Annotated in this window: 16 protein-coding genes; 7 read left to right on the forward strand and 9 right to left on the reverse strand. The window is 69.9% G+C overall.

Going from position 1 to position 25651, the window contains the following annotated elements; translation table 11 throughout:
* Window positions 1-22 precede the first annotated feature (22 nt).
* From WME76_RS41750 to WME76_RS41760, 3 genes are all read left to right on the forward strand, one after another.
* A complete protein-coding gene (locus WME76_RS41750) occupies window positions 23-283 on the forward strand; it encodes a hypothetical protein (RefSeq protein WP_437957731.1) in 261 nt (86 codons plus the stop codon).
* A gap of 54 nt (window positions 284-337) precedes the next feature.
* Window positions 338-832: a hypothetical protein gene (locus WME76_RS41755; protein WP_437957732.1), complete on the forward strand. Its 495-nt coding sequence runs from the start codon at window positions 338-340 to the stop codon at window positions 830-832.
* A 260-nt stretch (window positions 833-1092) separates the two neighbouring features.
* Window positions 1093-3354 (forward strand): S46 family peptidase, encoded by a 2262-nt coding sequence (locus WME76_RS41760; protein ID WP_437957733.1) that lies wholly within the window; start codon window positions 1093-1095, stop codon window positions 3352-3354.
* An 81-nt stretch (window positions 3355-3435) separates the two neighbouring features.
* On the opposite strand, the gene WME76_RS41765 is transcribed toward WME76_RS41760, so the two are convergent.
* The 4 genes from WME76_RS41765 to WME76_RS41780 all read right to left on the reverse strand — a co-directional run bounded on the left by WME76_RS41765 (window position 3436) and on the right by WME76_RS41780 (window position 7648).
* On the reverse strand, window positions 3436-4968 hold the full coding sequence (locus WME76_RS41765; RefSeq protein ID WP_437957734.1) for an ATP-binding cassette domain-containing protein: 1533 nt from the start codon (window positions 4966-4968) through the stop codon (window positions 3436-3438).
* A 281-nt stretch (window positions 4969-5249) separates the two neighbouring features.
* Complete coding sequence (locus WME76_RS41770) at window positions 5250-5951, reverse strand: DJ-1/PfpI family protein (RefSeq protein ID WP_437957735.1); 702 nt, start codon at window positions 5949-5951, stop codon at window positions 5250-5252.
* Window positions 5952-6192: 241 nt separating this feature from the next.
* Window positions 6193-6957 (reverse strand): glucose 1-dehydrogenase, encoded by a 765-nt coding sequence (locus tag WME76_RS41775; protein ID WP_437957736.1) that lies wholly within the window; start codon window positions 6955-6957, stop codon window positions 6193-6195.
* Between the two features lie 22 nt (window positions 6958-6979).
* Window positions 6980-7648: a TetR/AcrR family transcriptional regulator gene (locus WME76_RS41780; RefSeq protein WP_437957737.1), complete on the reverse strand. Its 669-nt coding sequence runs from the start codon at window positions 7646-7648 to the stop codon at window positions 6980-6982.
* Window positions 7649-7885: 237 nt separating this feature from the next.
* On the opposite strand from WME76_RS41780, the gene WME76_RS41785 reads away from it, so the two are divergent.
* From WME76_RS41785 to WME76_RS41795, 3 genes are all read left to right on the forward strand, one after another.
* Window positions 7886-8890, forward strand: a complete 1005-nt coding sequence (locus WME76_RS41785) for a methyltransferase (RefSeq protein WP_437962221.1) — start codon at window positions 7886-7888, stop codon at window positions 8888-8890.
* Window positions 8891-10070: 1180 nt separating this feature from the next.
* Window positions 10071-11264: a cytochrome P450 gene (locus WME76_RS41790; protein ID WP_437957738.1), complete on the forward strand. Its 1194-nt coding sequence runs from the start codon at window positions 10071-10073 to the stop codon at window positions 11262-11264.
* A 246-nt stretch (window positions 11265-11510) separates the two neighbouring features.
* Entirely contained in the window at window positions 11511-12500 is a 990-nt protein-coding gene (locus tag WME76_RS41795) for a terpene synthase family protein (protein WP_437957739.1), read from the forward strand.
* A 115-nt stretch (window positions 12501-12615) separates the two neighbouring features.
* On the opposite strand, the gene WME76_RS41800 is transcribed toward WME76_RS41795, so the two are convergent.
* Both WME76_RS41800 and ggt read right to left on the reverse strand, forming a co-directional pair.
* Window positions 12616-17577, reverse strand: a complete 4962-nt coding sequence (locus WME76_RS41800) for an AAA family ATPase (protein WP_437957740.1) — start codon at window positions 17575-17577, stop codon at window positions 12616-12618.
* 473 nt (window positions 17578-18050) lie between these two features.
* Window positions 18051-19877 carry a gamma-glutamyltransferase gene (gene ggt, locus WME76_RS41805; protein ID WP_437957741.1) on the reverse strand — a complete coding sequence of 609 codons (1827 nt, stop codon included), beginning with the start codon at window positions 19875-19877 and terminating at the stop codon, window positions 18051-18053.
* A gap of 474 nt (window positions 19878-20351) precedes the next feature.
* On the opposite strand from ggt, the gene WME76_RS41810 reads away from it, so the two are divergent.
* The gene (locus WME76_RS41810) at window positions 20352-22919 is read left to right on the forward strand and encodes a serine/threonine-protein kinase (protein ID WP_437957742.1); all 2568 of its coding nucleotides are present in this window, start codon (window positions 20352-20354) and stop codon (window positions 22917-22919) included.
* Between the two features lie 22 nt (window positions 22920-22941).
* On the opposite strand, the gene WME76_RS41815 is transcribed toward WME76_RS41810, so the two are convergent.
* From WME76_RS41815 to WME76_RS41825, 3 genes are all read right to left on the reverse strand, one after another.
* The gene (locus WME76_RS41815; protein WP_437957743.1) at window positions 22942-24045 is read right to left on the reverse strand and encodes a hypothetical protein; all 1104 of its coding nucleotides are present in this window, start codon (window positions 24043-24045) and stop codon (window positions 22942-22944) included.
* Window positions 24046-24127: 82 nt separating this feature from the next.
* Complete coding sequence (locus tag WME76_RS41820; protein ID WP_437957744.1) at window positions 24128-24910, reverse strand: helix-hairpin-helix domain-containing protein; 783 nt, start codon at window positions 24908-24910, stop codon at window positions 24128-24130.
* A 191-nt stretch (window positions 24911-25101) separates the two neighbouring features.
* Window positions 25102-25620, reverse strand: coding sequence for a hypothetical protein (locus WME76_RS41825; RefSeq protein ID WP_437957745.1), 519 nt, complete (start codon window positions 25618-25620; stop codon window positions 25102-25104).
* Window positions 25621-25651 lie beyond the last annotated feature (31 nt).

The following is a 25651-nucleotide window of genomic DNA, read 5'->3' on the forward strand; positions in this document are numbered from 1 at the left end:
GCCGCCCGGCGACCATGGCCCCATGATGACCGTGTTCGAGGTGTACCTCGCCGAGGGAACGGGGAGCGCCGACCTGCTCAGCGCCGAGGTGCTGAAGGAGACGGGCGCGCAGGTGATGACCCTCAAGGAAGCCGAGATGGTCGGCTTCCAGGGCATGCAGGCGCTGGACGGCGCCGGTGACGTGCGGCTCATCGCCGTGGCCGCGCGCGACGCGCCGTGGATCCACCGCTGCCTCGAGGGCAGCCGGGCGGTCGTCTCGTTCCGGGCCCACCAGGTGGACTGAGCGGCGAGCGCGCGCCGCTCGACCGAGCCCCTCGGTAGCCATGGCGGCCCGCCGATGAGCGCAGCCCGAGAGCGCCCGCGCGCACGGCCGGCGTCGCGGCCCGAGGCGCCGGCGGCCGCGCTGCCCCAGGCGCCGGCGGCGATGCCGCGAGGGACGTATGTCGTCGTCAAGCGCTTCTCCTCGAAGGAGGAGCCCCGGCGCATCACCGCCGCCGTCTTCGATCCGGCGCTGGTGCCGTGCGCGCGCGTGGGCTTCGAGAACCACCGCAACGTCTTCCACCGGCGCGGCGCCGGGCTGCCGCCGCTGCTCGCCCGCGGCCTGCGCGCGTTCCTGAGCTCCACGCTCGTGGACATGTATTTCCGGCAGTGGAGCGGCCACACGCAGGTGAACGCCGCCGATCTCCGGAACCTCACCTGTCCGCCGCCCGAGGCGATCGAGCGGCTCGGCGCCCGCGCCGGGGCCAGCGCCCTCGGACAGCGCGAGATCGACCGCGCCGTCGAGGAGGCGCTCGGGGGCCACGCCGCGCGCGGCGGCCCGCGCGCGACATGACCGGATCGCCGCGCATGCCAGTCCAGCCGCCGGACGCCGAGAACATGAAGTTCCGGCAAGCGCGCTGAAGAAGGTGAATCTCTCCTTCGTGAACATCGCAGAACCCCTGTGTTCGTCGCCACGAAGGGAGTGGCTCCGAGGTCGAAATGCGCATGTCCGCCGCGCGCACAGGGCTTGCAGCGCGGCAACAGGAGCGGTCTCGCGCGGCGGGAAAGGTCCGGTGTGGTTGCTTTGCGCACCGGCGATGGTAACAGGACCGCATGTTTCATTTCTCTCTACGTGGTCATGCGCTCTTTGCGCTCTTCGCGCTCTCCGCGCTCGCGCCGGGCTGCGGATCGGAGCGGCCGCAGGCGGGCGACACGAGGCCGCCGGCGTCGGGGCCGGGGCAGGGGACGCCCTTCGAGAACCCCGGCGGGATGTGGCTGCCCGAGCAGATGGCGCAGCACAAGGACCAGCTCAAGGCGCTCGGCCTCGAGATCGCCCCGGAGTCGCTCACCGATCCCACGGCCTCCCCGCTCGGCGCGGTGGTGAGCCTGGGCGGCTGCTCGGCCTCGTTCGTGTCGGCCGACGGGCTCATCGCGACGAACCACCACTGCTCGACGCGTGCGCTCCAGTACAACTCCACGCCGGAGCAGGACCTCCTGACGAACGGCTACCTGGCGAGGACCCGCGCCGAGGAGAAGTGGGCCGGCCCCACGGCGCGCGTGTTCGTGACCCGCGCGTTCCGCGACGTCACCGGCGAGGTGCGGCGCGGCATCGCGTCGATCTCGAGCGACCTCGCGCGCTACGAGGAGATCGAGAAGCGCAAGAAGCAGCTCGTGGCCGCGTGCGAGGAGGGGCGCCCCGAGGTCCGCTGCTCCATTGCCGAGTATTTCGGGGGCGGCAAGATCTCGCTGATCGAGCAGCTCGAGATCAAGGACGTCCGCATCGTGTATGTCCCGCACGAGGGCATCGGCAACTTCGGCGGCGAACTCGACAACTGGCGCTGGCCACGCCACTCCGGCGATTTCGCCTTCTTCAGGGCGTATGTCGGCAAGGACAACCGCCCGGCGAACCACGCCGACGACAACGTGCCGTATCGCCCGGCGCACCACCTGAAGCTCGCGTCCGCGCCGCTCAACCAGGACGACCTGGTGATGGTCGCCGGCTACCCCGGCACGACGAACCGGCTCCGGACCGCGGCGGAGGTGGAGTCCGCCGTGTCGTGGCAATACCCGAAGCGGGTGTCGTTCTACGAGGAGTCGATCGCCCTGCTCGAGGACCTCGGCAAGCGGGATCCGGCGGCGAGGATCAAGGCGCAGCCGACCATCCAGGGCTACAGCAACTACCTGCTCAAGACGCGCGGCCTGCTCGACGGGCTGGTCGAGGGCGGCCTGGCCAGGGAGAAGGCCAAGCTGGAGGAGGAGCTCAAGGCCTGGATCGACGCCGACCCGGCGCGCAAGGCGGCGTACGGTGGCGCGATCGAGCAGATCGCCGCGGCGCACGCCGAGCAGCAGAAGACGCGCGAGCACGACGCGACGGTGTCGGAGATCCTGTCGTCCGCGAGGCTCCTCGACGCCGCGGTCACGATCGTGCGCATGGCCGAGGAGCGGCCCAAGGCCGACGCCGAGCGCGACGCCGAGTACCAGAAGCGCAACTGGGAGCGCCTCGAGCAGGCGCAGGTGTCGCTCCAGAAGTCGTACAGCCGGACGATCGATCAGGGCACCTTCAAGCTGGCCGTGAAGCGCGCGCTGCGGCTCGATGCGAAGGAGCGGCCCGCGCTGATCGGGAGCCTCGCGGGCGGGCAGGCGCCGACCGAGGCCACCCTCGGCGCGGCGATCGACGCGATCTACGCCGGCACGGCGCTCGAGGACGCGACGGCCCGGGTCAAGCTGCTCAAGACGGCCACCGTCGACGAGCTCAAGGAGAGCCGGGATCCGATGATCCGCCTGGCGCTGGAGCTCGCGCCCGTCGACAAGGCCATCGAGGCCCGGGACAAGGCGTACGCCGGGGCGATGACCCTGGTGAAGCCGCGCTTCGTCGAGGCGCTCCGCGAGTACCGGGGCGGGATGCTGGCGCCCGACGCGAACGGCACGCTGCGCATCACGTACGGCACCGTGCGGGGCTACAAGCCGGAGATCGACAAGCCTGTCTATCGCCCGTTCACCGTCGTCAGCGAGCTCGTGAAGAAGAACACCGGCAAGCCGCCGTTCAACGCCCCGGAGGCGCTGCTCGAGGCGGCGCGCGAGAAGCGGTTCGGCCCGTACGTGGACGACGACCTCGGCGAGGTCCCGGTCTGCTTCCTGAGCGATCTCGACATCACGAACGGCAACTCCGGCTCCGCGACGCTGAACGCGCGCGGCGAGCTCGTGGGCCTCGCCTTCGACGGCAACTACGAGGCGATGGCGTCCGACTGGCTCTTCATGCCGTCGATCACGCGGACCATCCACGTGGATCACCGCTACATGCAGTGGGTGATGGACGCCGTGTCGGGCGCGGACGCCGTGCTCCAGGAGATGGGCGGCACGCCCGTCCTCCCGTGAGCGCGGCCGCGGCGGCGCCGGCGCGGGTCATGCGCCGGCGCCGCGCCGCGGCTCCCACCACGGCGGTTCAGGGCGTCGGCCTCACGCGCCGGCGTCGTCGGCGTCGTCGGATGACACCCGCACGTCTCCCTCGGTCACGGTCCAGAGGATCGACGTGCAGCTCCGCCCGAACGCGGGATCGTGGGTGACCAGGAGGAGCGCGCCCGGGTAGTCGGCGAGGGCGCGCTCCAGCCGCTCGATCGAGGGCAGATCGAGGTGGTTGGTCGGCTCATCGAGCACGAGCGCCCACGCGTGCTGCCCGAGGCCCAGCGCGATCATCAGCTTCCGCGCCTCGCCGGGCGAAGGCCGCGCCGACGCGAGCAGGCGCCCCGGCTCGACGCCGAGCGCCGCCACGAGCGACATCACCCGACCGCGCTCCTCCGGGGGCAGGCGCCGCGCCGCCGCGATGAGCGCCTGCTCCTCGGCCTCTCCGAGCTCCTGCGGCACGTAGAGCACCCGGTCCGCCGGCACCCGCGCGCTCGCGAGCAGCGCCTTGACCAGCGTGGTCTTGCCGCCCCCGTTCGGGCCGGCGATCCGGATGCGGTCCTCGCGGCCGACGCTGAGCCGCACGTCCCGCAGGAGCGCGGGGCCCTCGCCGCCGCCCGCGCGGATCTCGGGCGCGTCGAGCACGAACAGCCACGGCGCGGGCGATCGCTCGTAGCCGACGAACACGCTGCGGCCCACCGCCTTCTCGAACTCGAACTCTCCCGCCTCGGCCGACACCTTCTCGAGCTTGCTCCGCGTCACGCCCACGGTGCGCGACAGCCGCGCCTCGGCCGACGACACGCGGAAATTGGCCAGCATGCCCCGGGCGTCGTGATCGCGCGGGCCCTTGCTGCGCTTCCCGATGCTCCGCTGCGCGTCGGCCGCGGCCTGCTCCCGCCGCTCCTCGCCGAGCCGGCGGCGGAGCTGCCGCTCCTCGGCGCGCAGCCGCTGGTGCGCCTCCTCGCGCCCGCGCGCCTCCGCGTCCCAGAGCTCCCTGGCCGCGCTGTAGCCGCCCGGATAGAGCCGCGCCGCGGCGCGATCGACCCGGATCGTGCCCACGGTCAGCGAATCGAGGAGCTCGCGATCGTGCGAGACGCACGCGCCGATCCCCTGGAAGCCGCCCAGCGCGCCGACGAGCAGCGCCCGCGCGTCCGCGTCGATGTGGTTCGTCGGCTCGTCGAGCAGGAGCAGGTCCGGCGCCGCGGCGAGCGCCGCGCCGATCTGCCACCGCTTGCGCTCGCCGGGCGACAGCGTGGCCCAGCGCTCGAGCGCCGCCGGATCCAGCAGGAGCTCGCCGCGCAGCCGGCGCGCCGCGCCGTCGTCGGCCGCGCCGAGCGCGCGGATCGCCGCGCCTTCGTGCTCGACGGCCTGCGGGCAGACCGCGATCGACGCGCCCCGCGGATCGAGGCGAACGCTCCCCGCGTCGGGCGCGAGCTCGCCGGCGAAGAGCCGGAGGAGCGTTGTCTTGCCGGCGCCGTTCGGCCCGACGATCCCGTACCAGCCGGGCGTCAGGCAGAGATCGACGTCCGCGAGGATCGGGGACGCGTCGGAAAAAGAAAAGGAGAGACGATGCGCGCGCAACGACGACATACAAGCTCCTGAATCCTGAGGGCCACGCGGCCCGGTCACGGGACGGGCAGGCTGCGTTGCGCGGCCAGGCGAAAGAGACCTGGCGCGCTCGCGACCTGCGACGGAGACCGATTCAGGAGCTGATCTTCACCGGAGCACTCTCCTCTTGCGTCAGCGGCAATGTGTAACAGAGCGACGCGGCCCGCGCAACCAGCGCAGCCGAGGTGACCTGTACGCCGCGGTCGCGCGGCGGTCGCGCGGCGCGCGCGCGGCGACGACATCCGCGCGGCGCCGACATGCCCTCAGGGGAACAGCTTCTTCGCGAGCTCGGGTTTGCCGGCCAGGATCTCCCGCAGCGCGGGGGTCACGCTCTCGAGCAGCGTGGGCCCGACCTTCGCGTCCTCGACCCAGCGCCAGTCGATGGGGCCGAGCGGCGGCTCGGGGTCGTACTCGACGATCGCCTGGATCGTGCGCGCCACGTCGTTGCCCGCGAGCCGCGCGACCAGGGCGATCGCCATGTCGATGCCGGCCGACACGCCCGCGGCGGTGATGACGTTGCCGTCCTCGACCCACCGCTTGCGCACAGGGACCGCGCCGAGGCGGCCGAGGTGCTCGAGGAACGTCCAGTGCGTGGTCGCGCTGCGCCCCTCGAGCAGCCCCGCCGCGGCGAGGATGATCGACCCGGTGCACACCGAGGCGAGCACCTCGGCGGCCCTCCCCGCGGAGCGGACATAGGCCATCAGCTTGTCGTTCGCGATCGCCTTGATCGGGCCGGCGAGCCCGCCGGGGATCACGAGCGCGAACGGCTCGGGCACCTGCTCGAAGGTCCGCTCCGGCTGCATGCCGATCCCCACGTCGGTGGGCATGGGCTCCAGGCGCTCTCCGACCGTGACCACGTCGAAGGCGCCGAAGCTCTCGAGGTTCTTGACCACCTGGAGCGGCCCGATGAGGTCGAGCGGCGTCATGTCAGGATAGATGAGGAACGCGATCTGCCTCTGTTGCATGAGAACTCCGTTGTGGGGCGCCGAGCGCGGGCGAGGTCAGGGTCCCGGTGCGACCCTCCGGCGCAGCCGGGCCGGCCGGGGTCGCACGCGAGGACCCAGGTGAGCCCGCTGCGGGACACGCCGCAAGCGCGAACCGCAGCAGAGGCCGCAGCGAATGTGCGCGCGCGGGCGACCGCGTTGTCGATACGCATGCGCACGCGCACCCGCGCGCCCCGGGCAGACGCCGGGCGCGCCGCGCGCGTCAGGCGGCCAGGAAGCCGCCGTCGACAGGGAGCGGGGCGCCGGTGACGTAGGCCGCGCCGTCCGAGCACAGCCACACGGCGGCGCCGGCGACCTCGTCCTCGGTCGCCATCCGCGACATCGGGTGCTCTGCCACCAGCGCCTGGACGAGCTCGGGCGCGAGCGCCTCGGCCTGCTGCATGCCGGGCGTGCGGGTGACGCCGGCGCAGAGGGCGTTCACGCGGATGCCCCGGGTCGCGAACTCGAGCGCCACCGACCGTGTCATCCCGACGACGGCGTGCTTGGACGCGACGTACGCGTGGTGCGCCGGCTTCCCGGCGAGCCCGTAGATCGCGCTCATGTTGACGATGGCGCCCCCTCCCGACGCGAGCATGGCCGGGATCTCGTGGCGCATGGCCAGCCAGACCCCGCGGGCGTTGATCGCCATGACGCTGTCCCACACCGCCTGATCGGTGTCCTCGAGGCGGGCCATGTCGCCGCCGGCGCCCGCGCAGTTGACCGCGCAGTCGAGCCGGCCGAAGCGCGTCATCGTCTGTTCCACGGCGCGCTTCACCGACGCCTCGTCCCGCACGTCGGTCGGGACGAACAGCGCCGTCGCGCCCTCCTGCTCCAGCGCCGCGCAGGCCCGCCGCCCGGCGTCCTCGTTCCGGGCGGCCACGGCGACGCGCGCCCCCGCGCGGGCGAACGCGCGCGCCGTCGCGAGGCCGATGCCGGAGGTGCCCCCGGTGACGAGCGCGACCCTTCCGGAGAAATCGTATCTGATCATGAGAGCTCCCTTGTGGATGAACCTACGCAGCGCCGGAGCCGATGCCGCTCCGGATGAACCGGACTGCCTGCCGGGCGAGGCGACGGCGGCGCTTCGGGCCGAGCTGCGCTCGCAGCGCGTCCGAGGCCAGCACGTCGTGGAGCTCGGCCCCGAGCTCCTGGAGCACGGCGTCCGTGAGCCCGGGGCCGATGACGGCGGCGACCAGGCGGGTCGCCACCTCGAGGCTGGTGTCGCCGGCGCGGAGGGCGCCGCTCGCGACGCCCTCCGCGAGCAGGGCCCGGAGCTCCGCGGCGCCGGCCTCGCAGATGGCCTTGTGCAGGCCGCGGACCTCGGCGTCCGCCGTCGGGTCGGCCGCGGCCGCGGACAGGCGGGCGAGGCGCGGGTGCTCGACGAGGAACGCCATGCCGCGCTCGATGACGGTCTCGAGGCGCGCCCAGAAGTCGCCCTCCAGCGGCGCCGCGCCCACGAACGCGCGCTTGCGCCGCGGCGCCTCCTCGGTGAGGAGCCACCGGTAGAGGTCGAGCTTGTCGTCGAAGTACTGATAGAAGCTGCCCTTCGGGATGCGCGCGCGGCGCGCGATCTGCGACAGCGAGGCCTCGGCGTAGGTCCGGTCCGCGAACTCGACGATGGCCTCGCGGACGAGGCGATCCCGCCGCTCCTCGGGCAGCCCAAAGAACGTGCTCTTCGGCATGCGACCGGTCAGTCATATGACCGATCGGTCGCATGGTCAAGGCATGTTTCACGGTCGGCGCACGCTGGCCTCATGAACAAGGCATGTGCGGCGGCGTGCTCCTCGTGCCTCCCGCGCCCTCCACGCTCGGCGGCGAGGCCTTGCTCCGCGCGGGCGCCGCCCTGGGCGAGGCTTGCCATGGCGGCGCCGTTCACGTAGCACGATCCCGGGAGAGACCCGACCATGCATGAACAATCGATGCCTCCGGCGGCGCGTGTTCTTCAGATGATCACTGCGTCCTGGATCACGCAAGCCATCGTCACGGCCGCGAAGCTGGACATCGCGGATCGCGTCAAGGACGGCCCCGTCGCTGTCGAAGCGCTCGCGGAGGCCGCCGGCGTCCACGCGCCCTCCCTCTATCGCGTCCTGCGCGCGCTCACCGCCGTCGGCGTGTTTGCGGAGACGGAGCCGGGCCGCTTCGGGCTCACGCCGCTCGCCGACTGCCTGAGGAGCGACGCGCCGGGCTCGCTCCGCGCTTATGCGCTCATGACGGGCGACGCGTGGTGCCAGCATAGCGTGATCGACCTGCTGCGCTGCGTGGAGACGGGCAAGCCCGCGCCGACGCGGCTCTACGGTGTCGACAACCTCTTTCAGTACTTCGAGACGGCGCCGGAGGCCGCGGCCCATTTCAACGACGCCATGACGTCCTTCGCCACGCAGATCCACAGGGCGGCGGCGGCGGCGTACGACTTCTCCGGGGTGCGCCGCCTCGTCGACGTGGGCGGCGGGCACGGGGCGCTGCTCGCCTCGATCCTCTCGCGCCATCCGGAGATGCGCGGCGTGCTCTTCGATCTGCCGCGCGTCGTCGGCGACGCGAAGGCGAGCCTGGAGCGGGCGGGGGTGGCCGCGCGCTGCGAGGTGGCGGGCGGCGACTTCTTCCGCTCGGTTCCCGAGGGAGCGGACGCCTACATCCTCTCTGCCATCCTCCACGACTGGAGCGACGAGGAGTCCCTCCTCCTTCTCAGGAACGTCCGCCGCGCCATCGCCGACGGCGGCCGGCTCCTGGTGGTCGAGGCCGTGATCCAGCCGGGCGACGGGCCGGACTTCGGCAAGGTCTTCGACCTGGCGATGCTCGTCGCCGGCGGCGGCCGGGAGCGCACCGAGGCGGAGTTCCGCGCGCTCCTCGCCGCCGCTGGATTCCGCCTCTCGCGGACCTTCCCCACCGCGAGCCCGACGACGGTGATCGAGGCGGTCCCGGCGTAGGTCGGCGCGCCGCGGGGGGAGGGACGCCCCGGAGACGACCTCTCGACCGCGGTGGAAGGTCGCCTCGAGCACGACGTCGAGCGATCCGCGGCCGAGGCCGCCACGAGGGCGTCGAGGCGCAAGGAACGCGCTCCGATGGACCGAGGCGTTCATCTTGCATGGCGAGCAGACGATCTCTTCCTTCGTACTGTCACGCTGTAATGCACATCCACATTCTTGGTGAAATCCTTTGCTGCCAGCATTCTCGGCGAGAGCGCCATGCATTCGCACGTGCGCTCGCCCCGGGGCATCTCACTTCACGGCACGTTCCGAGGGGGGCCTCCCGAAGCCGTATCGAAATCGCGCGTCAGGCATTCACGGATGCAAGTCGAGGCGATTACAGGTTTCAATGCTGCACGGCCGAGCCCGGGAGACCTCATGTATCTCGAATGTATCTCGAAAGTTTGCCGGCTCCCTGACGCGACCCTCCTCTGCCAGACGCCCGCCGAGGCTCGCCTGTCTGAAGCGGGTGCCGCGGATGCCCGGTCGCAGCGCGCCCGCCCGGCCTTGCAGGATTTGTGTGATTTTTGCCGGACGGGGCGTGTCCTGGGTCGGCCACCGCATCCGCAGAACCGGGGTGAGGAGTGTCGACTGCGCCGTGAACGTCACGCACGGACAAAGAAGAAAGAATACGTTTGCTTATTCGTGCGCATGGTATACCATCGTGTCGTTCAATGGAGGAGCACCGACCGAACCATCAGAAACCGGTAGCGAGCAAGAGCGCCTAAGCGCGTGCTTGTTGGCTCGGGTCTCATGATGCACCGGGCGACGTCCTCGCAGCAGTCCGACCGTACGTGACTCTCACGCGCTCGCATCTGGCGAGCGCGTGGACGATCGAAGGATACAGCACGCCTCGCGCGGGAGCTCGAGCTTCGCCTCGGGCCGCGCAGCGGCTGTTTGTGGCCTGCTGGCGAGAGACGCGTCCAGGAGACGACGCGCTGGAGCATCGTATCGATGCGTCCTGCGACGGAGTATTCGTGCTCTTCCAGGCGCCCCGAGAGAGCCGCTTCCGAGAGGGGGCCGCTTCATCGTCATGGCGCCTCCCGATGACGCTAGCTGACGGGCCGCGATCTCGCAGGCCGGCGAACATGCGCCGCTGTCCAGCAGCGGTCGTGCCCTCCCATGTCACAGGAAGAGAGCGATGAGTCGACTGAACTTATTTGCCCCCGATGTTCGCGAGAACCCGTATCCGTTCTATGCGGAGCTGCGCCGCAAGTCCCCGGTGTGCCAGGTGGACCCCAATGGGATATGGGTGGTCACGCGTTACGATGACATTGTCACTGCATTCAAGAACAATCAGGTGTTCTCCTCTTCGGGACTACGCATAGTCACCGAGCCTCCCTACCTGGAACGCCACAACCCGCTTTCCGACTCGCTGGTCCTCGCGGACCCTCCGCGTCACGGCCGGCTGCGCAATATCATCGGACGAGCCTTCACCGCCGCCACGGTGAGCTCGCTGGAGCGGCACATGCGCTCCACGGCGTCGAGGCTGACCGATGAGATGCTGCATCGCCGCGAGGTGGAATTTATCGCTGATTTTGCCTGTCCCGCGCAGACCCGCGCCCTCGCCCAGCTCATCGGCCTGGATAGCTCGCTCGAGGCGCACTTCATTCGCTGGACGTCGGACGTGTTCAGTCTCTCTTCAATCTCCCCGGACGACCATGCTCGGATCCATGGAGTCCGTGGAACGATTGACGAGATGGAGCAATATATGAAGAAGCTGGTGGCGAGTCGCCGCCAGCAGATGGAGGACGATCTGGTGAGTGATCTCCTCCGGTGTGAGGTGGATGACGGCGGGCTCACAGAGAACGAGCTGATCGCCTGCCTCTTGCTGCTCCTGGTGGCGGGGCTGGAGACGACATCGACGCTGATGACCCAGATGGTGTTGATGCTCGCCCGGCGGCCGGAGTGGATGGATCGCCTGCGGGCGGAGCCCGCCCTCATACCGCGCTTCATCGACGAAGTTCTGCGGTTCGAGCCGCCCCTGCACGCCACGATGCGACTGACCCTGGCCGAGACGGAGATCGGCGGAGTTCGCCTGCCCGCGCGGGCGATGGTCGCGTTGCTCGTGGGCTCGGGCCTACGCGACGAGAAGCGCTTCCACGAGCCCGACCGCTTCGATCCAGAGCGACGCGCTCAGAGCAGCCTGCCTTTCGGTCACGGTGCTCACTTCTGCATCGGAGCCATGATGGCCCGAACGCAAGCCCGTGTCGTCCTGGAGGAGCTCCTGCTCCGGTGCCGTCGAATCGAGCTGCGCGCGGAGCGCCTGGAGTGGAACACAGGCCTCAACACACGGTGCCCGCTGGCGCTTCCCATCGAGGTGATTCCCTCCTGATATTGCGCCGCGCGAGAGCGGCCGCTCATGCAGGGCGGTGACGGCACGCACGCTTTACGAGCATGCGCCCGGGCTTCCAGGTAGGTCAGCGCTACCTGCGGGTGGCTCTGCGTTGGTGCCTACTTTGGTCTGCACACCGTCACTGCGCCTTACGAATGTCATGGTAGCATCGTTCTGCTCGCGCCAGGTCGCCGCTCGCTCTCTGCAGGATGAGCAGCGGGGCTGCGGCTTGCGATGGAGTCTGTCATGTCGTCCGATCGTATCAGCGTCGTTGTGGGTAAAGGCGAACCTCGTGGTTTCGACTACCCGTTCTCTGCATCATGTCACCCGAAGATAGATGTCGTCCATCGCCGCACACTACAATGGGTTCGTCGGTTGAGGCTTACGGAGGATGATCGTGCCCTCTCGAGGATCAAGGCAGCCAACGTCGCTCATCTCGCGGCGTGGCTGTTGCCTGCGGCGAGCATGCAGACCGTCCAGTTGGCATCCGATTTCACCGCCGCGCTGTTCCTCCTGGACGATGCCTACGATGAGGGCAGCCTCAGCGTGAATCCCGAAGCTGTCGCGGGCCTGAACGAGCGATATCTGGGGGAGCTGTTTGGGTACATAAGAGCGGACTTGAGCGATCCAGTGACGCGCGGTTTGCTTGATATTCGCGACCGTATCAAGGGAGACCACCCCAATTTCTTCTTGAACCGCTGGCTATCGCACTTCCAGTATTACTACGAGGCGAACCTCTGGGAGGTCAACAACCGAGCGCAGCAGAGGGTCCCGGGTGTCGATGAATACTTGATGATGCGACGCTTCAGCGGGGCGGTCTATACGTATTGTGATCTTCTTGAGCTGATACTCGATAGACCGCTTCCGCTTGAGGTCGTGCGGCATCCGCTTATCCAGGGCGTCCGCGATATATGCAACGACATCCTTTGCTGGACCAACGACTACTTCTCCCTCGGGAAGGAGCTGAGAACCGGCGAGGTTCACAACCTCATCATCGTCCTGATGAATAGTGAAAACATGACGCTGGAAGATGCCATCGCACGGCTGAGGCGGATGCACGACGACAGGATCGCAGCGTACCAGGACATCAAGGGAAAAGCGCTCGCGCTGTGGGCGGAAGACGATGTTCGCTGTTACCTCGACGCTGCTGATGCCATGATCGCTGGCAATCAACGCTGGGCGCTCGAGGCAGGCCGCTACGCGGGGCTGGAGAGTCTCATCGCGCACGCTGGATGACGCGACGCGCGGTTCAAGTCTCCTCGGTTCGCAGGCGTGAGCGCTGTCGGCGGGCGGGAGCAGCGACGGGAGCCCGGAGGCACTGCTCCTGGCGGTCCTGCCGTGCCCGTGTCTCTCACGCGTGTACTCTCGCCGAGCTGCGCTTCATGGCGTAGGCGATGCCAGCCTTGAGGTTCGACCGCGTCTCTATAGAACCGAGGTCCACGCCGAGCCCGATCAGGCTCTGGGCCACCGCAGGGCGGAGCCCCGTCAGCATCGCCCGGCATCCGAGCAACCCGACCGCCTTGGCCAGGCTCATCAGCCTGCTCGCCACGCTCGTGTCGATACTGTTGACTCCCGTCACGTCGATGATCACCATCTTGGCGGAGCTGGCTGCGACGCCCTCCATCGCGGTCTCCAGCATCTGAGCGGCACGGCTGTCGTCAATGGTCCCGATGATCGGCATCACCATGATGTCATCGGTGATCGGGATGAACGGCGTCGACAGCTCGAACAGCCTGGCCCGCTGGCCCTGGATGATCTCCTCTTGCATCTGGACGTGCTCCTCCTGAAGGCGGATGCGCTCGGCCAGCTCCATTTGCAGTCTGTCGTTGACATCGCGAAGCTGCTCGTTGGACACGCGGAGCTCCTCGGTGCGCGCCGCGACCTCCTGCTCGAGCCGGTCGTAGATCTTCGCATTTTCAATGGAGGTCGCTATCTGACTCGAAAGTAGGTTCAAGAGCTCGAAGCGCTCCTCTGTGAACGCCCCGGCTGACAGGTTGTTCTCCAGATACAGCACCCCGATCAGTCGGCCCTGGCGCATGATCGGCGAGCACAATAGAGACTTCGTCTGCTGCTCCTGGATGTATGGGTCAGCAGAGAACCTGATTTCGTCTGCTGCATCGTCGAGCAGTACGCTCTCCAGCGTGCGCTGTACATACGCCAGCACGGACCGCGGGACCTTCCCGGATGCCTGGAGCGGCGTGCCCTGAAGCGCGCGGACCTCCTTGGGCTGCACGGTCCCCTCGGCCTCGATGAAGAGCGCGTCGCCACGCACGAGGGCCAGCGCGCCGTATCGCGCGCCCACGTTCTCGAGCACGATGGTCATCAGATTTTCCAGGAGTCTCTCCAGGACGATCTCGCTCGCTACGGCCTGTGACGCCTTGACGACGCTGAGCAGGTCCAGGGTCGAGCCACCGTGGTTCGACGTCGTTGTCACGTTCGCCGCCCCCGACTCGCGGGGCGTCCCCTCGAGGACGAGCTGAGGAAACTCGGCAACGAGGCTCTGGCACTTCGCCTCGGCGCCCCACAGAGCGTAGCCTCGATAGGCCATTGTCAGGTAGTGCTCGGCGATCTCGTGTCTGCCCAAGCTCCGGTAGAACGACGAAGCCAGCTCGTACGCCAGTGCCTCTTCGTGGATGTATCCGTGCTTCCGTGCTCCCGCGATCGCCAGATCGTACAGGTGCATGGCCTCCACCACGGCATGCTTCGCGCGCGCCATCTCCGCGCTCACGAGATCGTGCTTGTGCTGGTTGTTCTCTGGGGCAGAGCGAGCCCACTGCTCTAGCAACCCGTGAATGACGTCGACCTTCGCGAGCGCGGCGCCTCGCTCGTCGTTGGGCAGTCGGTCGAGGGCGGCGAGGATCGAGAGCGAGTAGTAGAATTTGTGCTCAACGTTGGTGATGAAGGCCGAGACGTCCTCGTATCCATCCACGACGCGGAGAGAGTCGTAGGCCAGATCGGGATGGCCAAAGTAGTAGAGCAACATTCCTCTCGCGAGATGGAGGGAGAGCTCTGAGGTTCTGTTGTGCTCGAGGCGCGGGACCATCGTCGTCTCATCGAAGTCCGCTCCGACCAGCCGCAGCTTCTCTGCTGAGCAGTCCCGCAGATTGTTGACTAGCTGCTTCCAGATCTTGATGAAGTAGAGCTCTTTTGGCTGGTTGAGCTTCGTTGACAGCTCAATGGAGCTCTGCATGCGCTGCTCCGTGGAAGCCAGGTTCTCTCCCACGAAGAGCGAATGCGTGGCGTGGTAAATGGAGCTGTAGCCGGCGTACTCGATGTCGCCTGTGGTCAGGCCGACCTGGGTAGCGTGACGCGTCGGCTCGAGGGTCTCTCGCAGATGACGGCTCCAGTGATGGATCGCTACGTAGTGGAGCGTGTACACCTTGGCTTCGAGCTCGGTCGCGCGAAGGCTCTGGGTCAGCTCGATCGCCAGCCGGCCGAGCGCGAAGCCGTAGCTCACGTTGTTCATGAAGCTGACTTGAATATGACCGTAGATCGCATATGCATACGCCGCAGCGGGGGATTTCCCGTGCTGGACGCAGATGTTGACCATCGTGAACGCGATCAAGGGAACGAGGTCGGGCCTCGCATGGACGGCGGCGGGGAACATGGAGACCAGGATCCGGTTCGCCGCCACCATTCGCCTGTCGGCCAGCACCGGGAGCTGCGCCAGCCGCGCGATGTCGACGTCGGCCGGCGGTGTCTCGGAGAGCGGGACCTCGAGCATTCCGAGCACGTCCATGGCCATTTCGATGGCCTCTGACATGCGATTCTGTGTTATATAGAACTGGATTCGCGTCTCGTAGACCCGGATCTTCTCGAAGACATCTCTGGATTGCTGTACGACGATCTTGGCGAGTATCTCGGCGTTCTCGAAGTTGATCGTCAGGTATTCGAGCTCGACGAGATCCGTGTAGATGGCGAGCGACAGCTCGTGGTTGGTCTGCCACGAATCTTCCGGCAAGAGCGCGAGGGCCGCGCGGAGGTACTGCACGCCGGGACCATACGCCGTGGAGCGCCTCGCCTTCTGCGCGGCCTTGAGGTTGAGCGCCGCAGCCTTGTAGCGCTCCCTCCCATCGACGATGAGGTCGGCGCCCGCGTTCAGGTGCCTCACGATATCGTAGATCCGCTCCTCGATCGACTCAGGCTTGATCTGCTGGAGCATCAGTTGACCGAGCTCCAGATGGACCCTCTTCTGCTCGCTCGACGCGAACAGTTGGTAGGCCGCCTGCTGTACACGATCGTGCAGGAACTTGAAGACGACGGATTTTTCGTCGGTGTCGTCCAGGAACCTTGTGATCTTGTAGTCGCTGTCGACCGGCACGATGAGCCCTGCCTCCAGCGCTCCCCAGAGGTCTTCGTCGGTGGCGCGCAGGTCCTTCTTGTGGAGCCGGGCGAGGAGCTTCAGGTCGAATTCGTCTCCGATGCACGCAGCGTACTGCAAGAGGCGCTGCGTCGGCTCGGTTAGCTCTCGTATCCGGTGAAGCATCAGGTCGACGACGTTGTCTGCGACGCTCCTCCTCTGGATTTCCGCTGCGCTCCAGCGCCAGGTGCCTGTCTCCGAGCTGAACCTCAAGAGCCCGTCACGGCATACGCTCTCGAGGTACTGGTTGATGAAGAACGGGTTCCCGTGTGTCTTTGTGAAGATGATGTCTGAAAGCGATCGACATTCGTCCGGGGGTGAACCGAGCGTATCGGAGACGAGCTGGTTGACGTGCTCGGATGCGAGCGGCTTCAGGTGGATCGTGCGCACGCGGCCGTCGGCTCCGCCGAGCGCGCTCAGCATCGCCCGGAGCGGGTGCGCGTCGTCCACTCCGTTGTCCCTGTAGGACCCGATCAGCAGGAGGTGACGGATGTTCGTGTCCTGCACGAGGACCTCGATGAGGTTCAGCGATCCGGTGTCCGCCCACTGGAGGTCGTCCAGGAACAGCACGAGCGCCCGCGTCTTCTGCGCGATCGCCCCGATGAAGTTCCGGAACGTCAGGTTGAACCGGTTTCGCGTCTCCAGGGAGCCGAGGGCGGGCACCGGCGGCTGCTTGCCGATGATCAGCTCGATCTCCGGGATCACCTCGGCGATCACCTTCCCGTTCGGGCTGACCGTCGCGGCGATCCTGGCCCGCCAGTCGGCGATCTCGTCCTTGCTCTTCGAGAGGAGCTGTCGGACGACCTCTCGCAGCGCCGTGATCACGGCCGCATACGGCACGTTGCGCGTGAACTGGTCGAACTTGCCGGCCGCGAAATAGCCGCCATCTTTCGCGATGGGCTTGTGGATCTCGCTGACTACCGACGACTTGCCCACGCCGGAGTAGCCGGCCACGAGCACGAGCTCCGACCGGCCGTCCCCCGCCGCCCCGGACGCGCTGATGCTCCGGAAGGCCGCCATCAGCGTGTCGACCTCCTCCTGCCGGCCGTAGAGCTTCTGCGACACCTGGAGCCGGGTGGGCCGGTCCTTGCACCCCGGCTCGAAGTCCAGCGCCGGCGCCCCATTCTCGAGCATGTCGAGGCAGGCCCTCAGATCCGCCTTCAGGCCGAAGATGCTCTGGTAACGCTCCTCCGCCGTCTTCGAGAGCAGCTTCATGATGACCCGGGAGAGCGCCTCCGGGATCTCCGGCCGGATCTGGTGCGGCGCGACCGGCGTCTTCGCGATGTGATGATGCACGAGCTCCAGCGGGTCGGTCGTCTCGAAGGGGAGGCGACGCGTCGTGAGCTCATACAGCGTGACGCCGAGCGAGTAGTAATCCGAGCGGAAGTCGATCGACCGGTTCATCCGGCCCGTCTGCTCGGGTGAGATGTATTGCAGCGTGCCCTCGCCGGGTGACCACGGGTCGTACACCGCCGCTCGCTCCCCCGGCAGGAGCGAGGCGATCGAGAAGTCCGTGAGCTTCGACGTGCTCACGTCGTGATCGACGATGATGTTGCTCGGCTTGATGTCCTTGTGGATGATGTTCCGCTCGTGAATGGCGCCGAGCGTGTCCGTGAGCTGGAGCGCTATCCTGACCGCGCGCGCGAGCTCGACGCCCTCGCCCTCGTCGATGATCGCCCGCAGCGAGCGGCCCACGAAGTACTCCATGATGAGCGCGGCGTAGTCGAGGCGGACCTCCAGATCGTAGACCCTGACGACCCCGTCGAGGTCGAGGTGCCTCGTGATCTCGTACTGGCGCTTGAGGACGGCGACGTTGCGGGTGCCGTTGACACCCTTCCGGGCAACCTTGATGACGCACATCTTGCCCGTGCTCTTCTTGCGGCCGAGGTAAACGCTGCTGCGAGAACCGTCGTGCAACGTGTCGAGCAACTCGTGATGCAACAGTTCGACCATGACAGCTACCCCCCTCGGCTCACCAGGCTATCTACCCCGACGCGACCATCGGCCCGCGTCGAGATGCCGGTCCCTGCACATGGCTGCTCGTCGGGCGCACGGCCGTCGGCTGCGTCGGCGGACGCACGCGCGGGCCGTCGAGGAGCGAGCGTGCTCGGCAAGGCACGAAAGTAAGCAATCGAAACGAGCGCCGCATGTCAAGGTCGAACCGCGGCGCCGCCCGGCGCGCGGATCGCGCGATCTCTGGTGCACCGGATGCTGGGTGCTTCCTTAAGGAATATCCCGATAGCGACGACGCGCTCGTGCCTCGATGCGTCATCGAAAGGACGCGAATCGGCGTCGTGAAATGAGCCGGCGTGCCGCACCGCCGAGTCACGCCTGCCGCGGCGGCGTGGTGACAGCGCGCGTCGATGGTCGTACCCGCCGGGCGCGGGCGGCGCCGGCAGCGCGGTCCCCCCGCGGGAGGGCGCCGGCTACTTCCCGGCCGCCGCCTCGGAGCCCGGCCGCCGCGGCTCCCGCGCGCCCGCGAACCCGGCGCCCTCGCGGCCGATCGCCGGCGCGTCGGCGATGTGCCCGCGCTCGTCGAACGCGTGGCCCATCGCGCCGAGCGCCTGCTGGAGCTCGGCGGGGAAGCCGCCCTTCTCGATGAACAGCTTGTCGGGGTAGTCCTGCTGGTGGAAGCGCGGCGCGTTGACGGCCGTGGTGACGTCGAAGCCGAAGTCGACCGCGTTCGAGAGGATCTGGAACACCGCCGTGAGGATCGTCGGGCCGCCCGCGGCGCCGAGCACGAGCTCCACGCGCCCGTCCTTCCCGGTCACGATCGTCGGCGACATCGACGAGAGCATGCGCTTGCCGGGCGCGATGGAGTTGGCCTCGCCCTGCACCAGGCCGAACTGGTTCGCGGTGCCGGGCACGGCGGCGAAGTCGTCCATCTCGTTGTTCAGCACGAAGCCCGCGCCGGTGACCGTCACCCCGGCGCCGTACCAGCCGTTCAGCGTCGTCGTGAGCGCGACGGCGTTGCCCTGCGCGTCGACCACCGAGAAGTGCGTCGTGTGCGGCCCGCGGCCGCCCGAGTCCTTGACCGCCGCGCCGCGGGCGAGCTCCTCGGTCGGCGTCGCGCGGTCCGGCGAGATCGTGGCGCGCTGCTTCTCCGCCCACGCGACCGAGAGCAGCTCCTCCACCGGGTTCTTCACGAAATCAGGGTCCCCGAGGATCTCGTTGCGCGCGAGGAACACGCGCCGCATCGCCTCGGCGACCACGTGCACGTGCGACGCCGAGTGCCAGCCGAGCTTCGCGATGTCGAGCCCCTCGAGCTGGTGCGCGATCATCGCGAGGGCGAGCCCCCCCGACGACGGGAGCGGCATCGAGGCGACGCGGCGCCCGCGGTACTCGAAGACGACCGGCTCGCGCCACTTCGCCTTGTAGTTCTTGAGATCCGCGGCCGTGATGAGGCCCTTGCCCCGCCGCATCTCCGCGACGAGGAGCTCCGCCGTCTTGCCCTCGTAGAAGCCCGCGGGCCCCTTCTCGGCGATGCGCTCGAGCGTCGCGGCGAGCTCGGGCGACCTCCACGTGGCGCCGATCTCGATCGGCTGGCCGCCCGGCAGGAACAGCGCGGCCGACGCCGGGAAGCGCGCGAGCTTGGCCGACGCCGCCTTGACGGTGGTCGCGAAGTTCTCGTCGACCGGGAAGCCCTCCTTCGCGAGGCGGATCGAGGGCGCGATCAGCTCGGCCCACGTCTTCTTCTTCGAGCCGAGCTTGTCGTAGGCCTCCCAGAGCCCTGCCACGCTGCCGGGCACGCCGACGGCGAGGTGGCCGACGCGCGAGCTCTCCGTGGGCTTGCCGTCCTTGCCCCTGTACATGTCGTGGGTCGCCTTGCCCGGCGCTGTCTCGCGGAAGTCGAGCGCGTGCTCCTTGTCGCCGAGCCGCGCGACCATGAACCCGCCGCCGCCGAGGTTGCCGGCGGTCGGGTGCACCACGGCGAGCGCGAACGCGGTCGCGACCGCCGCGTCGACCGCGTTGCCGCCCGACGCGAGGACGTCCGCGCCCACCCTCGTGGCGAGGGCGGCGTCGCTCGACACCATCGAGGGGCCGCGCACCGGCGGCGCGCCCTCCGGGTACGGCCACCCGGCCGGGAACCGCGACGCCGGCGCGGCCGGCGCGGCCGGCGCGGGCGCGGACGCCGGGGCGGCGGCGCTCGGCGGCGGGGGCGGCGGCGGCGCGGGCGGTGCGGGCGGGACGGCAGCCTCGCACCCGGCGAGGAGGACGACGGCGAGCAGTCGATGCCAGGCGCGGAGCTTCATCGCCGCGGCTTATAACCCAGGCCCAGCGCCGCTCGAAAGCCGGAGGCGCAGCCGCGCGAGCGCGGCCGGACGCCCGGGGCCGACCCGCCCGGGAAGGCGGGCCGACGGCGCGCGGCGGCCCCCCGTTTCTCCACCGCTCTCCACCGCGCCAGCGCGCGCCCGTGAAGCACGCGCAGGTTCCCCGGCGCCCCCGGCGCCTCGCGCGCGGGGTGCGCGGCGCGGAGGCGCGCGGTTCCGCCGGGATTCGGGGCCGGGTCCCGCGGCGCACCCTGCTCCGTAATCCGTCACCGCTGTTCGGGTTTCTGCTGATCAGCCGTACCGCGCTCTGGCGAACAGGAGAGCGACGCGCCGTACAGGGCGCGTGGAGCATGGCGTCTTACCGAGGAGCCCGGGGGCGCCTCTCGGCGCCGCGAAATGATCCGTGTTGGTCGTTGGCTTGGGGGCTTCGCCGCGCTTGGGTATGATCGGCCCCGGATGTTTCCGACGGAGCCCGCTCCCGAGACGATTGGGGCCTACAAGATCCTCCGGCGCCTGGCCGGCTCTGGGCCCACCAGCGTCTATCTCGGGCGGCTGGACGGCCCGCTCGGGTTTCGCCGCGTCTGCGTGCTGAAGCTCGTCCCGAATACCGCCGAGGGCGACCCGCGCTTCGCCGACGAGCTCGCGCGGGAGGCGTCGATCTGCGCGACGCTGAACCACCCGGCGATCGTGCGGATGTTCGACTTCTTCGAGCACTCCGGCCGGCTCGTGCTCGTGCTCGAGCACGTCGAGGGCGTGAGCCTCAATCGGCTGCTCCAGCACCTCGCGACGCGGCAGCAGAAGCTCGCGGACGCGGCGGTCTATTACCTGGTCCACTGCGTGGCCGGCGCGCTCGCGCACGCGCACGGGGCGACCGACGAGCACGGGAGCCCGACGCCGATCATCCACCGCAACCTGCACCCGGACAACATCGTGATCGGGTGGGACGGGCAGGTGCGCCTGACGGGCTTCGGCATCGGCAAGATCCTCGGGCGCACGCCGGACACGATCGCGGGCGTGGTCAAGGGGGCGCCGGGCTACATGGCGCCCGAGCAGTCGCGCGCCGAGCGCGTCACCGTCAAGGCCGACATCTACGGCGTGGGGCTGCTGCTCTGGTCGCTGCTCTCGGGGCGGCAGCCGTCGGCGGACGGGACGCGCCCGCCCCCGATCGCGTCGATCCGCCCCGAGATCCCGCGCCCGATCGTGGCGCTGCTCGACACGGCGCTGGCGCCGTCGCCGGACGACCGGAAGATCACCTCCCAGGAGATCGAGCAGGCGCTCGCGAAGGTCGCGCGCCCCGAGAAGGGCAAGGCCGAGCTCGTGACCCGCGTGCAGTCCGCGCACGCGACGATCGAGATCGAGGACGCGGATCCCGAGGAGGATCGGCGGCCGACGATCCCGGTCAAGGGCAAGGGGGGGCAGACGGCGAGGCCCGCGGCCGACGCCGCGAAGCGGCTCGCGAAGGATCTGTTCGCCAGGGATCAGCCGGGCAGGGACGGCGGCGCGGCGAGGCTGCGGCCCGGCGTCGGCGGCGCGCAGGCGAAGACAGCGCCTCCCACGGCGGCGGCGGCCGAGGCGCTGGCGGGGTCCGCGCGGCAGGGCGGCAAGGCGTCGATCGGCGCGCCGGGGCCCGAGCCGATCACGATCCCGGTGCCGGCGGACCAGGGGCCGCCGCCGTCGAAGGGGGCCGAGGGGCGCAAGCCCGCGCTGCCGGATCGCGAGACGTTCGGCCGGCTGTACGAGGCGTCGAAGCGCGCGGCGGAGCGCGACGCGGCGGCGGCCGAGGAGGTGCTGGCGGGGGGCGGGCTGGCGACGTTGCCCGAGGTCGAGCCGACGTTCGAGGAGGACGACGCGACGACCCCGGGCATGAGCGCCCCGTCGACCCGCTTCGGCCCGTCGACGTCGGTGATCCCGGAGGCGATCCGCTTCGGCCCGCCGCCGGCGCTCCCGGCGGATCTCGCGCCGCCGTACTTCGGTCCGCCGCCTCTGAAGCCGCCGTCCAGCTCGCCGGTGACGCCGTCCGGCGTGACCGTGCCGATGGCGACGACGGGCCTGACGCCGGCTGGCGTGATCGTGCCTGTCGGCGGCGGCGCGTCGGGGCTGACGCCGCCCGGGGGCGTGCCGTACCCGAGCACGGCGGTCCTGGGCGGCCCGGCGGCGGACTCGTCGCCGCCGGCGGGCTCGCCGATGCGGCGCCATCGAGCGCCGGCGCTGCCGTGGCAGGCGCCGCGCTCGCTGTCGCCGGCCGGGACGATCGCGGTGTCGGCGATCACGGCGACGGTGGTGGCGGCGCTCTGGATCTACGTCGCGCGGCGCGAGCGGCCTCCGCCGGTGGTCGTGACGCCGGTGGAGCAGGCCGTGGCGGCGCAAGCGCCGGTGGCCGAGCCGCTCGCGACGGCGGCGCCGGCGCCGAGCGCGTCGACGCCCACGAAGCGGGGGCCGGGGGGGAAGGCGCAGGCGGCGAAGGAGGCCGCTGCGGCGAAGGAGGCGGCGGCGAAGGAGGCGGCGGCGAAGGCGGCCGCTGCGAAGGAGGAGGCGGCGGCGAAGGCGGCCGCTGCGAAGGAGGAGGCCGCTGCGGCGAAGGAGGCGGCGGCGAAGGAGGCCGCGGCGAAGGAGGCGGCGGCGAAGGAGGAGGCCGCTGCGGCGAAGGAGGCGGCGGCGAAGGAGGCCGCTGCGAAGGAGGCGGCGGCGAAGGAGGCCGCTGCGAAGGAGGCGGCTGCGAAGGAGGCCGCCAGCGCGGCACGCGAGGGGGTCAATCCGGCCACGGTGCCCAAGGGGCAAGGTGTGCTCACGGTGGGGTTCCCCGACCCGGGGGGTGTGTACGTGACCGGCAAGTACGCAGGGCCGGTGAACGAGCCGCTGGTCGTGCGCTGCGGCCGCTTCTTCGTGCGTGTCGGCCGGCCCGGGAAGACGAAATTCCCCGAGTGGGCCAGCGCGGGTGTGACAGCGCAGGTGCCTTGCCAGGCGGCGACGACGATCGATATCAAGCCGACGGCCCCGCCGAAGGCGCGGTCGAAGAAGCGGTAGCTTCACCGGCCGAGCGGTAGCTTCATCGGCCGAGCCGCTCGAGCCTGTCCTCCGCAGCCTCGAGGCGGCCCGCGCTGTCGGCCGCCTCCTGCTGTGCCTCCGCGGCCCTGCGCTCGACCTCGTCCGCGCGCTTCCTCGCCGCCCGGGCGGCCTCCTCGGCCTTCTCGGCCGCGCGGCTCATCCTGGCGGCTTCCTTGGTCAAGCGATCCGCCTCCCTGGCGGCGCGTCCTGCCTCACGGCTCGTTCGATCCCGCTCCCGCTCCGCCGCGGCGAGCTGCGCCTTCTGCTCGCGCTGCTCCGCCGCGAGCCGCTCCTTTCGCGCGCGCCTCTCTGCCGCGAGCTGCGCCTTCTTCCCTCGCTCTTCGGCCGCGCGCCGGGCCTCCTGCTCGCGCTCCTTCGCGGACCGCTGCTCCTCGCGGTCGCGCTCCTCGGTCGCTCTCCGCTGCTTCTCCGGCGCCTCCCTGGCCTCACGCCTCTTTGCCGGCGGCGGCGCCTCGGCCTTACGGGTCTTGCGCCCGCGGTCTGCCTTGGCCTCGTCATCGGCGTCGGCGGGCCTCTCGGACGGCCGCCCGCGCAGCAGCCCGAGCATATCCGAGAGATCCCCCGGCTCGATCTCCCCGGATACCTGCCCTCGCGCGAGCAGCTCCAGATCCGATGCGCTCGCGGTGGGGGTCGCGAGCAGCGAGTCCCGCAGGCGATCCATCGGATTGCCCTTCTCGCTGTAACCGCCCTCCGCGAAGAGCGCCGGCGCCGCGCGCAGGAGCTCATTGACGATCGCGCGGTGGCTCTGGCTCGCCTCCCTCAGCTCCTGCGCGCCGCCCGGTGCGAGCGCCCCCCGCTGGGCCTCGCGCAGCCGCTCGCCCGCGTCGAGCAGGGCCTCCATGCGCTGCGGGTACCGGCGCGCGAGCTGGTTCAAGGTCCATGCCGCCGCCGTCGGCCGCCGCAGCGCCTTCACGCGCTCCGCAGCGGCCTTGTCCCCTGCCTGCCGCAGGCGCTTCGCCAGGTCGTCGCGGGCTCGCGTGAAGTCGCCGAGCGGCTTCTTGTAGAGGTCGTCGACCTCGTCCTCGTCGACGACGGCAGCGGCAGGAGGACCACCGCGGCGCGTTCCCTTGGTTCGAGAGGCCATTTCTCGCGCGAGCTCAGCCGAGCTCGCGCGAGCTTACTCCGCCCGCGTGGCGCGTCACAAGCCGCGCCTCGCCGATCGCGCGTCAGGCGGCCTCGGCCATCGCCGCCGGCACCTCCGGCAGCTCCCAGCCGTGGGTCCGGATCTCCTCGTTGATCCAGCGGATGTGGCGCCGCTCGTCCTGCCAGTTCGCCTCCACCATGCGCCGGACGTCGTCCGGCAGATCGCTCCCCAGCGCCGAGGCATACGCGTCGTTCGTGAGCTCCTCGTTGCCGCGCATGGCGACGAGGGCACTCCGCTCTTCCCTGGCCGATAGCTCGGTGTAACGTCGAATGCACTGGCCCCGCTCATCGGGTCGATCCGGCAGCGAGGCGCCGAGCGCGTCCGAGAGCTCGCGCGCGTGCCGCTCGTGGTCTCCCCGGAACGCCTCGAGCTGTCTCTTGATCTCCGGCGTCGTGCAGGCGGCGATCGCCACGCGGTACGCCTCGGCCGCCGCCATGTCGAGCAGGATCAACCCCACGATCTGCTCCAGGGCTGTCATATCGCCGATCTCCCCCCCTCCTTCGGAGCGCTTCGTCTTCGCGGAGCCGGGCGCCGTCTCCGCCCCTTCTCCCGCGGCGTCGCCGGCGCCCTCCGGCGGCGACCCGGTCGCGGCGCCCAGCGAGCTGCCTCCCTGGAGCTTGCCGAGCAGCACGCTGTCGATCCCCGGGACGCTGAGCACGTCTTCCCAGCTCCGGAAGGCGCCGCGCTCGCTCCGGTGCTCGATGATGAGCCGGGCCCGCTCGCCGTCGATGCCCTCGATGGCCTCGAGCTCCTCCGAGGTTGCGTTGTTCAGGTCGATGCGCGGGTCGCGCGGTGCCTTCGCCATGGTCGCGCCTCCTCCAGCGGCATGTAGCGCCGGAGGGGGCCAGTCGAAAGGTGGCGTGTCCGCGATTCCAGCGCTGCGCCTGGCCGACCGGCGCGGCCGGGCGGGCATGACGTGGGAGCTGGGCTTGATGGGGGCGGGGCTCGGTCAGCGCTGCGACAGGGCGTCACACACCAGCGCTGCGGCGACGGCGATCACGCGCCGGGCGGTGGCTGGGGCGACGGGGCCGGCGGTTGCGGAGGCTCTTCCGCGCCGCGCGCGCGGCGCGTCGCGAACATCTTCGCGAGCGGGGCGGTCACGGTGCGGAGCGCGGGGTTCACCTCGGATGCGGCCTTGGCGACGCCGTAGGCGACGAGCGACGGGCTCCACGCCTCGGCGGACCAGGCGAGGCGGCTGTCGGCGAGCCGTTGCCACAGCTCCTCGACGCGCTCGAAGAACGGCCTGATCACGTCGAGGTTGTCCAGGTCCTCGAGGACCGCGTCCGACGCGAAGCCGGCCGCGGCCGCCACGGCCGGGTGCTCGGCCATCGCGCGGGACAGCGAGCGCGTCGCCTGCTCGAAGCCCTCTCTCGCCCGCGGCATGGCGGCGCGCTCAGCCTCGTTCAGCACGACGAGATAGGGAGCGAGGAGCGCGAAGGCCTCATCCACCTTCTTGCGGGCCTTGGCGGTGGCGAGCTCGAGCTCTGCCGTGTCGATGCGGGTCGGGGTAGGCATGGGGATAAACCTCCTGATGCGATGGGTGTGG

Origin of the sequence: Sorangium sp. So ce119, from assembly GCF_051524405.1 — a bacterium.
Classification (GTDB): Bacteria; Myxococcota_A; Polyangia; order Polyangiales; family Polyangiaceae; genus Sorangium; species Sorangium cellulosum_G.